At 70.9% G+C, this 14,359-nt stretch carries 10 protein-coding genes; 3 read left to right on the top strand and 7 right to left on the bottom strand.

The window, feature by feature from the left end; genetic code table 11:
* Positions 1–589 precede the first annotated feature (589 nt).
* The 6 genes from ACFWX1_RS45130 to ACFWX1_RS45155 all read right to left on the bottom strand — a co-directional run bounded on the left by ACFWX1_RS45130 (position 590) and on the right by ACFWX1_RS45155 (position 9,517).
* The gene (locus ACFWX1_RS45130) at positions 590–1,693 is read right to left on the bottom strand and encodes a uroporphyrinogen-III synthase (RefSeq protein ID WP_378396094.1); all 1,104 of its coding nucleotides are present in this window, start codon (positions 1,691–1,693) and stop codon (positions 590–592) included.
* Complete coding sequence (nirD, locus tag ACFWX1_RS45135) at positions 1,690–2,037, bottom strand: nitrite reductase small subunit NirD (RefSeq protein WP_378329809.1); 348 nt, start codon at positions 2,035–2,037, stop codon at positions 1,690–1,692. The genes ACFWX1_RS45130 and nirD overlap by 4 nt, the downstream gene beginning before the upstream one ends.
* Positions 2,034–4,538: a nitrite reductase large subunit NirB gene (gene nirB, locus ACFWX1_RS45140; RefSeq protein WP_378396095.1), complete on the bottom strand. Its 2,505-nt coding sequence runs from the start codon at positions 4,536–4,538 to the stop codon at positions 2,034–2,036. The genes nirD and nirB overlap by 4 nt, the downstream gene beginning before the upstream one ends.
* On the bottom strand, positions 4,538–5,914 hold the full coding sequence (locus ACFWX1_RS45145) for a nitrate/nitrite transporter (RefSeq protein ID WP_378396096.1): 1,377 nt from the start codon (positions 5,912–5,914) through the stop codon (positions 4,538–4,540). Before ACFWX1_RS45145 ends, nirB begins: the two co-directional genes overlap by 1 nt.
* A gap of 29 nt (positions 5,915–5,943) precedes the next feature.
* Positions 5,944–7,368 (bottom strand): FAD-dependent oxidoreductase, encoded by a 1,425-nt coding sequence (locus tag ACFWX1_RS45150; protein WP_378396097.1) that lies wholly within the window; start codon positions 7,366–7,368, stop codon positions 5,944–5,946.
* A gap of 76 nt (positions 7,369–7,444) precedes the next feature.
* Positions 7,445–9,517, bottom strand: a complete 2,073-nt coding sequence (locus tag ACFWX1_RS45155) for a molybdopterin oxidoreductase family protein (RefSeq protein WP_378396098.1) — start codon at positions 9,515–9,517, stop codon at positions 7,445–7,447.
* A gap of 186 nt (positions 9,518–9,703) precedes the next feature.
* On the opposite strand from ACFWX1_RS45155, the gene ACFWX1_RS45160 reads away from it, so the two are divergent.
* The 3 genes from ACFWX1_RS45160 to ACFWX1_RS45170 are packed head-to-tail and all read left to right on the top strand — an operon-like array spanning position 9,704 to position 13,259.
* Positions 9,704–10,228 carry a PadR family transcriptional regulator gene (locus tag ACFWX1_RS45160; RefSeq protein WP_378396099.1) on the top strand — a complete coding sequence of 175 codons (525 nt, stop codon included), beginning with the start codon at positions 9,704–9,706 and terminating at the stop codon, positions 10,226–10,228.
* 26 nt (positions 10,229–10,254) lie between these two features.
* Positions 10,255–10,971, top strand: coding sequence for an ABC transporter ATP-binding protein (locus tag ACFWX1_RS45165; RefSeq protein WP_378396100.1), 717 nt, complete (start codon positions 10,255–10,257; stop codon positions 10,969–10,971).
* Positions 10,968–13,259, top strand: coding sequence for an FtsX-like permease family protein (locus tag ACFWX1_RS45170; RefSeq protein ID WP_378396101.1), 2,292 nt, complete (start codon positions 10,968–10,970; stop codon positions 13,257–13,259). Before ACFWX1_RS45165 ends, ACFWX1_RS45170 begins: the two co-directional genes overlap by 4 nt.
* A gap of 17 nt (positions 13,260–13,276) precedes the next feature.
* Here the strand turns inward: ACFWX1_RS45170 and ACFWX1_RS45175 are convergent, their stop codons facing one another.
* Positions 13,277–14,074, bottom strand: a complete 798-nt coding sequence (locus ACFWX1_RS45175) for a TIGR02569 family protein (RefSeq protein ID WP_378396102.1) — start codon at positions 14,072–14,074, stop codon at positions 13,277–13,279.
* Between the last annotated feature and the right edge of the window lie 285 nt (positions 14,075–14,359).

Consider the following 14,359-nt stretch of genomic DNA (forward strand, 5'->3'; position numbering starts at 1 on the left):
CGCCCCCTTGTTGCCCCCCCCGCGCGGTGCTGGGGCCATTGGGCGGGGGGCCGGGCGGGGGACCGGCCGTCACGGCCGCCTCCCCGCCGCACCGTGCCGGTAAGGAGTCCTTCACGGCAGGGAGAGCGGCGGGCCCGGGGTGAGCGAGGGACCTTTGCTAACGTCCGTCAGCTTGCCAACGATTAGCGCACTAACGAACGTTAGTAAAGGTCCCCTGCTCCCCTCCGGCGCGTCGGAGATGCCCGGCGACGTCCCGAACGACGCGGAGGGGACGTTCATCGTCCTCAACGACGCGTTCGAGACATCGCCCACGCCCGGCACGTCTCGAACGAGCGTCGTTCGCGACACGGAAAACGGCAGCACGCATCGGAGCCCCGGGAAAACCGAGGGACGCCCTGGGTGCATCGAACGCACCGAGGGACGCCCCCGTAACACCGAACGCACCAAGGGCGTCCCTCGGCACGACCGCCTACCACGCAGCACCGGACACCGAGCACCGAGCACCGAGCACCGAGCACCAGGTACCGGACACCAGCCGTCGAGCACCGGGTATCGAGCACCGGGGCCACCCGGCACCGGCCACCGAACCTCAGGCGTCCACCGCGAGCCGGTAGCCGCGCTTGACCACCGTCTGGACCACCTTCCCGCCGCCCAGCGAATTCCGCAGCCGCCCGATCGCCGTCTCCACCGCGTGCTCCTCGCCCCCGCCGGGCAACGCCGACGTCAGCTCGCGCCGCGAAACGACACGGCCCGGCGACGCCGCCAGCGCGCGCAACAGGGCCATCGGCGCGGGCGCGACGTCGCACCATTCACCGTCCACAATGGCCGCTTGGCCACGCAGCTCGATGCTGCGGCCACCGGCGCGCAGCCGCGGCGAACGTGCCACCAGCGTCTCCGCCACGGTCCTGGCCAGCGCGCCGATCCGCGCCCGGTGCGGCTGGACGGTCGGAATCCCCAGCGCCGCCAGCGGCCCCGCGGTGATAGGGCCGACACACGCGACGACGACGTGTTTCTCCAGTACCTCCACGAGGCCCGGCAACCGCCCGGTGCGCCGTGCCACCGCCAGCATGCTCGCCGCCGCCGGCGCGCTGGTGAACGGCAGCGCGTGTACCGAGCCGTCGAGCACGGCGTCGAGCAGCCGGTCGAGCGGGCCGTGATCGGCGGGGCCGACCCAGCGGTACACCGGGACCTCGATCACCTCGGCGCCCGCGTCCCGCAGTGTGTCCACAAAGTACGGAAGTGGTTCGCCGTGCAGTTGCACCGCGATCCGCTGACCCTCCACTCCGGACTCCAGCAGATGTTGTAACAACTCGGCGTTGCTCTCCGACGCGGGTGAGTAGTCCTCCGAGAGCCCGGCCGCGCGGATCGCCCCTTTCGCCTTCGGCCCGCGTGCCAGCATCGACGCCCCGGCGAGCCGGTCGATCAGGGCGTCGCCGAGACCCCAGCCCTCGGCGGCTTCGATCCAGCCCCGGAAACCGATCCCGGTGGTGGCCACGACGACGTCGAGGTGCTCCGCCAGCAGCCGGGTGGTCGCCGTGTGCAGTTCGGTGTCGTCGGCGAGCGGGACGATCCGGATCGCCGGGCCGTACCGCACACTCGCCCCCTTGCGCACCAGCAGCGCGCCGAGCTCGTCAGCCCGGCGCGCCGCGGTGATTCCGATGACGAAACCCGCCAACGGGAGGACATCGGTCACGGCGACTCCACTTCGACCACACCCCCACGCACCCGGACGCCGTACACCGGCACCGAAACGCCCTCGGCGTCGAGACATTCGCCGGTCCGCAGGTCGAACCGTTCCTTGTAGACCGGTGAAGCGACCACCGGCACACCGCCGGAGTCGCCAACGATTCCGCGCGCCAGCACCGCCGCGCCGCTGCACGGGTCCAGATTGGACAGTGCGTAGAACCGGTCGCCGGGCAGCCGGAAGACCGCCACCTGGACGTCGCCGTCGAACAGCGCCGCGACGCCCGACCATTCCGGTACCGCACCGGCCGCGCACACCGCCGTCCAGGTCCGCCGATCCATCGACACCGTCATGACCGCACCTCCGGAACACCCAGCATGACCGGCACGTTCTGCCCGCGCTCGGCCCGGAACGAGATCGTCGGATCCGGCGTGCCCGGCGCGTTCACGAACGAGCTGAACCGCGCCAGCTTCTCCGGATCCTCCAGCACCCCGCGCCATTCGTCGGCGTAGTTGTCCACGTGCTTGGCCATCGCCGCGTCCAGGTCCTCGCAGATCCCGAGGCTGTCGTCGACGATCACCGCCCGCAGATGGTCCAAGCCGCCCTCCATCTCCTCGATCCACGGCGCCGTGCGCTGGAGCCGGTCGGCCGTGCGCACGTAGAACATCAGGAACCGGTCGATGGTCCTGATCAGCGTCTCGGTGTCCACATCGGACACCAGGAGATCCGCGTGACGCGGGGTGAGACCGCCGTTGCCGCCGACGTAGAGGTTCCAGCCGTTCTCCGTCGCGATGACGCCGAAGTCCTTGCTCCGCGCCTCGGCGCATTCCCTGGCACAGCCGGACACCGCGGACTTGATCTTGTGCGGAGACCGCAGGCCCCGGTAACGCAACTCCAGTTCGATCGCCAGTCCGACGCTGTCCTGCACGCCGTAACGGCACCACGTCGACCCGACGCACGACTTCACCGTCCGCAACGCCTTGCCGTAGGCGTGCCCGGACTCGAAGCCGGCGTCGACGAGGCGGCGCCAGATGTCCGGCAGCTGGTCCACGGTCGCGCCGAACAGGTCGATCCGCTGCCCGCCGGTGATCTTGGTGTACAGCCCGAAATCGCGGGCGACCTCGGCGATCACCATCAGCTTCTCCGGGGTGATCTCCCCACCGGGGATCCGCGGCACCACCGAGTACGTCCCGTTGCGCTGCATGTTCGCCAGGAACTTGTCGTTGGTGTCCTGCAACGTCGCCTGCTCGCCGCCGAGGATGTGCCCGTTGCCGAGGGTGGCGAGGATCGAGGCGACCGCCGGTTTGCAGATCGCGCAGCCGGTGCCCTTGCCGTAGCGGTCGATCACCTCGCTGAACGTGCTGATGCGCGTCGCGCGGATGATCTGGAACAGCTCGGCCCGCGACTGTCCGAAGTGCTCACACAGCGCCTTCGACTGTTCCACCCCGCACGCGGTCAGCAGCTTGCCGAGCAGCGGAACGCAGGAGCCACAAGAGGTTCCTGCTCGCGTGCACGCCTTGAGCTTCGGAACGGAGTCGCAGCCTTCCTCGTGGATGGCGTTGACAAGGTCTGCTTTGGACACTCCGTTGCACGAGCAGATCTGCGCCGCGTCCGGCAGCGCGTCGATCCCGACCGCGGCACCACCGCCCGCCGGGGCGAGCAACGCGCCCGGTTCGGCGGGCAGCGGGCGCCCGACCAGCGCGCGCAGCGTGTTGTACTCGGCGGCGTCGCCGACCAGGACCCCGCCGAGCAGGGTTTTCCCGTCGTCCGAAACCACGAGCTTCTTGTACGTCCCGGCGACCGCGTCATTGACCGCGACCTCGAGCGCGCCTTCGGTCTTCGCGTGCGCGTCACCGAAACTCGCGACGTCGACACCCATGAGCTTGAGCTTCGTGGACGTGTCCGGCTCCGGGAATGTGCCATGCCCGCCGGTGAGCTGCGCGGCGACGATCTCCGCCATCGCGTACCCCGGCGCCACGATCCCGTACACCTTGCCTTCGACCGCCGCGCATTCGCCGATCGCGTACACCGCCGGGTCGCTCGTGCGGCAGCTCTCGTCGACCAGGATCCCGCCGCGCGGGCCGAGTTCCAGGCCACTCGAACGCGCCAGGTCGTCACGCGGGCGGACACCGGCGGAGAACACGACCAGGTCGACGTCGAGTTCGGTACCGTTGCCCAGCTTGGCCAGCAGCCGCTCGCCATCCGCCTCGATGGCGTCGGTCGACGTTCCCGTGTGGACGGTGACGTCGAGGTCCGTGATCAGCCGGCGTAGCAGCGAGCCGCCACCCTCGTCGACCTGCAGAGGCATCAGCCGCGGCGCCATCTCGACGACGTGCGGCGACATTCCCATGTCCCGCAGTGCCTTCGCGGCTTCCAGACCGAGCAGGCCACCGCCGATCACGACGGCCGCGCGACGCCCACGTCCAGGCTTCTCCGCTGCCGCACGGATCGCGTCGAGATCCTCGATGGTGCGGTAGACGAAGCACCCGGGCAGATCGTGACCGGGCACCGGCGGGACGAACGGGCGCGAACCGGTCGCGAGCACCAAGGCGTCGTAAGAAACCTCGTAGCCGGACTCGGTCACGACAGTCCGCTGTGTACGGTCCACAGTGGACACCAGCTCGCCGAGGCGAAGTTCGACGTTCGGGTCGTCCGCGTAGTCCGCGCCCGGCAAGGCCAGTGCCGCCGGGTCCCAGCTCTCCACATAGGACGTCAGCGCCACCCGGTCGTAGGCGGGCCGGTTCTCCTCGGCCAGCACCACGATCCGCCATGCGCCGTCCGGGTCCTCGGCGCGTACCGCTTCCACGAGACGGTGCGCGACCATCCCGTGCCCGGCGACCACCAGTGTCCGCATCAGACCTCCGCTCCGGCCAGTGCAAGGCCATTGCTCTTGACACTCTCGGGCTGCGTCGCGGACTTGCGCAGATACACCGCCCACGTGACCGCGAAGCAGATCCCGTAGAAGACGAGGAAGCCGATGAAGGCGGGAACACCGCTCTTCGCGTCGGCGAAAGACTGACGGAACGCGAGGTTGATGAACAGCCCGCCCAGTGCGCCGATCGCCCCGGCCAAGCCGATCAGGGCTCCGGACAGGCGGCGCGAGCGACGCAGTTCGGCCGCCTTGTCGGCGCCGGCCTCGATCGCCAGCCGCGCCTTGGCACGGAAGATCGCCGGGATCATCTTGTACGTCGAACCATTGCCGACCCCGGTCAGGACGAACAGGACGATGAACGCGACGGTGAACAGTGCGAGCGACTTCGCCGAGGAGGCGAGGATCAGCACCACGGTCGCCAGCGCCATGCCGACGAAGGTGTAGAAGGTGATCTTGCCGCCACCGATGCGGTCGGCGAGCCAGCCACCGACCGGCCGGGACAGCGAACCGAGCAGCGGGCCGAGGAACGTCACCGCGGCGGCCTGCAGCGGGGTGCGGCCGAACTGGTTCTGCAGCACCAGGCCGAAGGCGAAGCTGTAGCCGATGAACGAGCCGAACGTGCCGATGTACAGAAAGGACATGACCCAGGTGTGCGCGTCCTTGACGACTTCGCGCATCGCGCCCTTGTCGCCCCGCACGTTCGCGATGTTGTCCATGAACAGCGCCGCGCACACGGCCGCGACGACGATCAGCGGGATGTAGACGTAGAGCACGATGCGCGGCGCGGTCGCACCGGCGGTGCCGATCACCAGCAGGCCGACGAGCTGGATCGCCGCCACGCCGAGGTTTCCGCCGCCCGCGTTGAGGCCGAGAGCCCAGCCCTTGCGCTTCTCCGGGAAGAACGTGTTGATGTTCGTCATCGAGGAGGCGAAGTTCCCGCCGCCGACACCGCCGAGCGCCGCGACGATCAGGAACGTCCCGAGCGACGTGCCGGGGTGCAGCACGATCGCGGCGAGGACGGTCGGGATCAGCAACAGCCCCGCGCTGATGATCGTCCAATTGCGACCGCCGAAACGCGCGACGGCCCAGGTGTAGGGCAGCCGCATCAGCCCGCCGACGAGCGTCGGCGTCGAGACGAGCAGGAACTTGTCTGCGGCGGAGAAGCCGTAGTCCTTGCCCATGAACAGGACGATGACCGACCACAGTGTCCAGACCGAAAAACCGATGTGCTCGGCGAGGATCGAGAACCACAGGTTCCGGTTGGCGATCTTCTTGCCGGTGCTTTCCCAGAACTGCTCGTCCTCGGGCTCCCAGTGCTCGATCCAGCGAGCCCCCCGATGTGTGACGGCTGCGGTCATGTCGTCCTCCTGGCGTTTGGTTACGGGGGTCACTGGGCGGCCAGCCAATCCGCGATTCCGCCGACGGCGGCTTTGCAGCTGCCGCAGCCGGTGGTGGCTCTCGTGGCGCGGGCCAGCGCCGGGGTGTCGGCGGCCCCGGCCTTCCACGCCTCGACGAGCCGCCCCTTGGTGACGGCGTTGCAGCGGCAGATGACCGTGGACGCGGGCAGGTCCGCCGGGCTGGCGGCGGCCGTGCTGCCCGGGGGCAACGACCGCCCGAGCAGCACGGCCAACCGGTCTTCGGGAAGCGGGATCCCGCGGTCGTGGAGCTGGGTGATCTGCGCGGCCGCGTCGGGCAGCCCGAGCAGGATCGCCCCGGTGACGCGGTTGTCCCGGGAAACGAGTTTGGCGTACCGGCCGCCCGTGGCGTCGCTGAAAGTCAGCACCTCGGCCTCGGCGTCGTCCGCGGTGATCTGGGTTTCGCCGAGCGCGGCGAGGTCGATGCCCTTGGCTTTGAGCCGCGTAACCGCCGAAGTTCCGCGGTACCGCGCCGAAGCGTCGGTCCCGGTGAGGACGTCGGCGAGCACCGCGGCCTGATCCCAGGCGGGCTGCACGAGCCCGGGCGGCGCGCCGGGGTGCCGGGCGCAGTCGCCGAGCGCGTGGATGCGGCCGTCGTTGGTGCGCAAGAGATCGTCGACGAGGACGCCCATGTCGACGTCGAGGCCGGCCTCCTCGGCCAGCGCGGTCTCGGCGCGGACACCGGCCGCGACCACGACGAGATCGGCGGGCACCAGGCTGCCGTCGTCGAGCTTCAGCCCGTCGCCGGGGAGATATCGCGCGGCTGTCGCGCCGAAGCGGAACGTGACGCCGAGTTCGGTGAGCTGCCGGGCCAGGACGTGCCCGGCACCGCCGTCGAGCTGGCGCTCCATCACGTGCGGCATCGGATGCACGACGGTGACGACGTTGCCGCGCCCGGCCAGTCCCCGCGCGGCCTCCAGGCCGAGGAGGCCGCCGCCGAGCACCGCGACCGGAGCGCCGAACCGAGCGGCTTCGAGGATCCGGGAACAGTCGTCAAGACTGCGGAACGCGACGACACCGTCACCTTCCAGCCCTTCCACCGGGGGAATCCACGGCTTGGCACCGGTGGCCAGCACCAGCGCGTCGTAGTCCACAGTGGATCCGTCGGTCAGTTCGACCCGCCGCGCGGCGCGGTCGATCCGGCTCACCGCTGTGCCGAGCCGAAGGTCCACATTGGTCTTCTCGGCCCAGCCCGTGTCGTGCAGCTGGACGCTTTCCGCGGTCATCCCGCCCGCGACGACCGCGGAGAGCAGGACCCGGTTGTACGCCGGGTGCGGTTCGGCGCCGAGCACGGTCAGCCGCACCCGGTCCGCGCCGGGATCGCGGCGGCGGATCTCGTCGGCCAGCCGGGCGCCGGCCATGCCATAGCCGACGATCACGACATCCCTGGGGCTCATGCGATCGCCTCGCTCCGCGAGACAGTGTTAAATCCCTTTTGGCGCATGACATCCATGATTCGCTCGCAAGCTTCGCTCATGCGGAAGCACCTTCCAAAGGGGACAGAGAGACGGCACAGACCTTGAACTCCGGCATCCGGCTCACCGGATCCAGCGCCGGATTGGTGAGCAGGTTCGCCCGCCCCTCGCCGGGGAAGTGGAAGGGCAGGAAGACCAGGTCCGGCCGGAGCGTGCCGACGCAGCGCACCCGCGCCGTGGTCTCGCCGCGCCGCGAACGCACCCGCGCCAGGTCGCCCTCGGCGAGCCCGTGCCGCGCCGCGGTGTCCGGGTGTACCTCGACGAACGCCTCCGGGACGACGTCGAGCAGTTCGGCGATCCGGCGCGTCTGCGCACCGGACTGGTAGTGCTGGAGTACCCGCCCCGTGGTGGCCTGCAGGGGAAACTCGGCGTCGGGCAGCTCCGCGGGTCCACTGTGGTCGACCGGGACGAACCGTGCTCGGCCGTCCGGGTGCGCGAAGCGGTCGAGGAACATGCGCGGCGTCCCCGGGTGGTCTTCGGCGGGCACCGGCCAGTGCAGCGCCTCGCCGGAACGCAACCGCTCGTAGCTGACGCCGGAGTAGTCGGCGACTCCGCCCTTCGACGCGACCCGCAGCTCGGTGAACACACTTTCCGCGTCGACAGGGAATCGCTCGGCGGGCTGACCGAGCCTGCTCGCCAGCCCGGAGATGACGTCGAGGTCGGTGCGGACTCCGGAGGGCGCGTCGATCGACTTGCGCCGCAACAGGATCCGGCCTTCGAGATTGGTGAGCGTGCCGTCCTCCTCGGCCCACTGGGTGACCGGGAGCACGACGTCGGCCATCGCCGCGGTCTCCGAGAGCACGAAGTCCGCGACCACCAGAAAGTCCACTGCGGACAGTCGCTCTTGGACACCGGAGGAACGCGGCGCAGAGACGACGACGTTGCTGCCGAACACGAGCAGTCCCTTCGGACCGTCCTCGCGACCCAGCGCGTCGAGCAGTTCGGTGGCCGAACGTCCCGGCCCCGGCAGCGTTTCCTCCGGCACACCCCAGACACCGGCGACGTATTCCCGCGCGGCGGGGTCGTCGATCTTGCGGTAACCGGGGAGCTGATCGGCCTTCTGACCGTGCTCCCGCCCGCCCTGGCCGTTGCCCTGGCCGGTAAGACAGCCGAAACCGGAGCCTTCGCGGCCGGGCAGGCCCAGCGCCAGCGCCAGATTGATCCAGGCGCCGACATTCGCGGTCCCGGTGGCGTGCTGCTCTGTTCCGCGTGCGGTGAGGACGTAGGCGTTGCGGGCGCCTGCCAGGAGCGCGGCGGCCTTGCGCTGGTCGGCGGCGGCCACCCCGGTGACCCGCTCGGCGTACTCGGGCCACCACGACGCCACGATCCGCCACACCTCGGCGAATCCGGTGGTCCGCTCGTCCACATAGGACTGCTTGAGGTACCCGTCGGCGACCACGGCGTGCAGGATGCCCAGCGCCAGCGCGAGGTCCGTGCCCGGCGCCGGGGCGAGGTGCAGCGCGGCCTGCTCGGCGGTCGCGGTACGGCGGGGATCGACGACGATCAGCTCGGCGCCGCGCAGGTGCTGGAGGAACGGCGGCATCGTCTCGGCCGGGTTGGCGCCGGCGAGGAGGATCGCGTCGGCCCCGGCGAGGTCGGTGACCGGGAACGGCATCCCGCGGTCGGCACCGAACGCGCGGATCCCGGCGGCGGCCGCCGAGGACATGCAGAATCGTCCGTTGTAGTCGATTTGCGAAGTACCGAGCGCGACGCGGGCGAATTTTCCGAGCAGGTACGCCTTCTCGTTCGTCAGCCCGCCGCCGCCGAACACCGCGACCGAGTCCGCGCCGTGTTCGGCGCGCAGGCCCGCGAGGCGCCGCGCGACGAGGTCGAGCGCGTCGTCCCAGCTCGCCGGGCGCAGTTCGCCGTCCACGCGCACCAGCGGCGTGGTCAGCCGCGACGGATTCCGCAGCAGCTCACCCGAGGTCCAGCCCTTCTGACAGAGGCCACCGTCGTTGACGGGGAAGTCGCGCGGGGACACCCGGGCGCCGTCGAGCCGCATCCCGCACTGCAGGGCGCAGTACGGGCAGTGCGTGTCCACGGCGGTCGTGACCGCGGTCACCTGCGTCATGGCGTCTCCTCGGGCTTCGGGTGCTTCGAAGCTAAGGAGGCCGTGTTACCTAGAACGGCTCGAATGTTTCAGGCGTTTGACATTGCTCCCCCATCCGGATGTCCACGCGGTGAGGCAGCGCCCTGATCAACGGCTATAAACGGGGTGTATAGACGCGAGGTATACACCCCGTGTACTGTCCTCCGCATGTCGATCGCGAACACGTTGCTCGGGCTGCTGGAGAGCGGGCCGAAATACGGCTATGACCTCAAGCGGCTCTACGACGAGCGCTTCCAGCAAGATCGTCCGCTGCACTACGGGCAGGTGTATTCGACGCTCTCGCGGCTGCTGCGCAACGGACTCGTCGAGGAGAAGGGGATCGAGCCGGGCGACGGCCCCGATCGCAAGCGCTACGCGATCACCGACGCCGGGGTGACAAACGTCGCAGAGTGGCTCGGCACACCCGAGAACCCGTCGCTGTATCTCCAGAACACCTTGTACACCAAGGTCGTTCTCGCCCTGCTCTCCGAGCGCAGCGCCACCGACGTACTCGACGCGCAGCGTGCCGAGCACCTGCGCGCGATGCGGAAGCTGACCACCCGCAAGACCGAGGGCGACCTGGCCGACCAGCTCATCTGCGACCACGCCCTGTTCCACCTCGAGGCGGATCTGCGGTGGCTCGAACTCACCGCGGCCCGGCTGGACGAACTGGCGGGACAGCTGAAGCCGTGAACAGCACGAAGAGCAAAGGGAATCTCATGGACACGACCGGGGGCGCGCCGCTGCTCAGCGGCATCGGCCTGCGCAAGGCCTTCGGGCCGACACAGGCGCTCGACGGCGCCGGGATGGACCTCTACCCCGGCGAGGTCGTCGCGGTGATGGGGCCTTCGGGCTCCGGGAAATCGACCCTGCTGCACTGCCTGGCCGGGATCATCCAGCCGGACAGCGGCGAAGTCCGCTACGCCGGGCACATGCTGTCGGCGATGCCGGATCGCGAACGCAGTGCGTTGCGGCGCACCGATTTCGGCTTCGTCTTCCAGTTCGGGCAACTCGTGCCGGAGCTGACCTGCCTGGAGAACGTCGCACTGCCGATGCGGCTCGACGGACAGCGACGGCGTCCTGCGGAGAAGCTCGCGCGTGAATGGCTGGACCGCCTCGAAGTCGGCGACATCGCCGACAAGCGCCCCGGCGAGGTGTCCGGTGGTCAGGGGCAGCGGGCCGCCGTCGCGCGGGCGCTGGTGACCGAGCCGAAGGTGGTGTTCGCGGACGAGCCGACCGGCGCGCTCGACTCGCTCAACGGCGAGCGCGTCATGCGGCTGCTCACCAACGCCGCGAAGCAGACCGGTGCGGCCGTCCTGCTGGTGACGCACGAGCCGAGGGTGGCCGCCTACTCCGACCGCGAAATCGTGGTGCGGGACGGGAAATCGCGTCAGGTCGGCCTGCCCGCCGCCGAGCTGAGCGGGACCGCGCGATGAGGCGCGGGGGTTTCTCCGCCTGGGCCGCCGATCTGGCACTGGGGTTCCGGCTGGCCGTCGGGGGCGGCCGGACCTCCCGGACCGGGATCGCCCGGCTCGTCCTCGGCACGATCGGCGTCGGCGTCGCGGTCACCGTGCTGCTGTTCGCGGCGTCGGCCAACCACGCGGTCTCCGAACGCGGCGCCCGCCTGCTCGCCGGCGTCCCCGCCGAGACCCCGATCGCCGGAGTGGCTCCGCTTTCCCTGCTGGACAGAGGCACCTCGCTCCGGGACCAGAGCATCGCGGTCCGGTACGTGCACGCGAACGGCCCGAACTCGCCGGTACCGCCCGGACTCGACCGGGTGCCCGCGCCGGACGAGATGATCCTGTCCCCCGCGCTCGCCGAACTACTGCGTTCCGACAGCGGCGCGCTGCTGCGACCGCGTTTCGCCGAGCGGCCGGCCGGGACCATCGGACAGGCGGGGTTGGTCAACCCGGACGACCTGCGCGCGTACATCGGTACCGACGAGTCCTTGGTGGGCAAGCAGATCTACTCCTTCGGCGCCCCTGGCGAGCCGGACGACCTCGACTCCGGCCTGCTCGCGCTGCTGCTGATCGGCATCGTTTCCCTGCTGGCGCCGGTGTTCGTGTTCGTCGCGACGTCCGCGCGGATCGCGGGCGCGGAACGGGACCGGCGGCTCGCCGCGCTCCGGCTGGTCGGCTCGGACCTGCCGCAGGTGCGCCGGATCGCCGCCGCCGAATCACTGGTGACCGCCGCGACCGGCCTGGCACTCGGCACCGGGGCGTTCCTGCTGCTGCGGCAGCTGGCCCCGTCCGTGCGGGTGCGCGACGGCAGCCTGTTCGTCAGCGACGTCACGCCGCCGTGGCCGCTGGTGGTCGTGATCGTGCTCGTCGTACCCGCGTTGTCCGTGCTCAGCGCGCTGGTCGCGTTGCGCGGCACAGCGATCGAACCGCTCGGCGTCGTCCGGCACACGAAACCGGTCCGTCGGCGGCTGTGGTGGCGGCTGGTGCCGATCGCCGGGGGTGTGGCGTCACTGTCGCTGTTGTCGTTGCGGGGCGAGAACTCGCGGCTCACGACGACGTTGGTCGCGACCGGGGTGACCCTGCTGCTGATCGGTGTGCCCGCGTTGCTGCCGTGGCTGCTGGAGCGCGCGGTGGCGCGGTTCCACGGCGGCCGTCCGGCGTTCCAGCTCGCCGTGCGGCGCCTGCAGCTCGACAGCGGTACCCCGGCGCGCGTCGTCGCGGGGCTCGCGGTGGTACTGGCCGGGGCGATCGCGGTGCAGTCGCTGCTGGCCGGGCAGGCCGCCGCGTACGACCCCGGCCCGTTGCCGTCGAAGAAGCCCACCCAGCTGTGGCTGACCACCGACGCCCGAGCCGCCGACGCGGCGGTGGCCGCGCTGGCCACCGTGCCCGGGATCGGCCGCCCGTACCTGACACAGCACGTGTCCTTGCACTACCCGGGCACCACCACGACCACCGACGTGGCCATCGCCGACTGCGCCACGTGGCGAGCGGCCGGACTGCCGGACTGCCGGGACGGGGATGCCTACCTCAACCAGCGCACACCCGTGTCCAGTCCCCTCCACTCGGGACAGCCGTACTCGGTCAGCTACTACGACGACAGCCACCGGCCACTCGGTACCTGGATCGTGCCCCGCCTCATCTCGGCCACGCCGCGGGAGACGGACAGCCCGTTGCAGGGCACCACCGTCATGGCGACGCCGGGCGCCATGGCCGGGCTCGACCTGAGCCGGGTGTGGGCGTCCGGGACCATCCAAGCGACGTCGCACGACCCGGACTTCGCCGAGCACGCTCGCAACGCGCTCGCGCCGCTGACCTGGCACGCCTCGCTGTTCGTGTCGAGCACGTACCAGCTCTCCAAGAGTCAGCGGGCCTACCTCGCGATCCGGGCCGGGCTGCTCACCGGAGCGGCGTTCACCCTGCTGCTGGCCGGGGTCAGCCTGCTCGTGCTGGGACTGGAGCAGCTGCGGGAACGACGGCGCACGATCGCGATGCTCGCCGCGGCGGGTGTCCCGGTGCGGGTGCTGGCGCGGTCGGTGGTGTGGCAGAACGCGATCCCGCTGGTGCTCGGCATCGTGACCGCCGTAGTGACCGGGATCGGACTCTCCGCGCTCGGCACCCGCCTCACCCACGCGAGCTTCACCATCGACTGGCTCGCGGTCGGGGTGCTCAGCGCCGCGGCCGCCGCGCTCGTGCTGCTCGTGACCGTGGTGACCCTGCCGTCGCTGCGCGGCGCGTCCAGGCTGGCCGCGATGCGCATGGAATGAGCTGCCGGCTCGCCGGGTCAGAGGACTTCGCTGACCTCGCGGGCGGCGGCGCGCAGACCGTCGAGGGCGGCGCGGGTGGACCGCGGGTTCAGGGCGTTGGCGGCGAGACGGAACAGCACCGCGCGCAGCAGCAGCTGCGGCCATTCCGGCAAGTGGGCCCAGCGGTCGAGCAGGGCCATAGTCGCGCCGCCCCAGGCGAGCGCGTCGACGGCGGCGATCGCCGCGCCCCACTCGCCGGGCCGGTAGTAGGGCACGAAGTCGACGAGCCCAGGCGCGGTGTCGCCGTCGAACAGCAAGCCGGCGAGCAACTCGCCGTGGGCCACCTGGTCCGGCAGCGAGATCGGCCGGCGGGCGGCGGCGAGCACCTCGAACCAGCGGCCGCCCTTGGTCTCGTCGAGGGGAAGCTCCAGCTCGCCCCAGGCGATACGGTCGGCGACGGCGTCGACGTCCTTGCGCTGGGCGAGAAAATCCGGTCGGGGCAGATCGACGGTGGCTCTATGCAGTTTGACGGCGGCGAGCACGACTTCGTCGAAGCGATGCTCGGGTGTCCCCGGCACGAACCGCGTCGCCGACCAGCCGCCGACGATGATGCGCCCGTCGGTGGACCGGACGGGCTTGGCCACCCGCAGCCCCGGCTCGTCGACGTGGTCGAGCGCGCGGGCGGTCCACAGCGTGGCGGCCTTGTCGGTCACCGGTTTGAGCACGATGTCGCCACACCGCCACGCCGCCGAATCCGGCAGCGCTTCGAGCTCGCCCTCGGCCCGGCCGAACGCCGCGCAGACGAGGCCGGGGGGACATTCGATCGTGGACCGCACGGGCGGTGAGCGTACCCGCCCCCCCGCCGGGGCCGGGGTCAATCAGCCCGCGCCCCCGCGCGGGGGGGCCCGCCCCCCCCCCCGCGCGGTCCACGATCGAGAAGACTCGCTGGTCATGGCGCGGAAACCCGGTGCGGCGGGAGCAAGGGACCTTTACTCACGCTTGCCGCCGCGACCGTCCGCCGTCCTGGCGCTCGCCGACCTGGGCGCGTGGTCCGTGGGGGGCGCCCCCCGGCGCGCCCGGTCCCGCCCGGGGGGCGCCCCCCGCGGCGCGGAGCCCGGCCT

Source organism: Amycolatopsis sp. NPDC059021, assembly GCF_042739895.1.
GTDB lineage: Bacteria > Actinomycetota > Actinomycetes > Mycobacteriales > Pseudonocardiaceae > Amycolatopsis.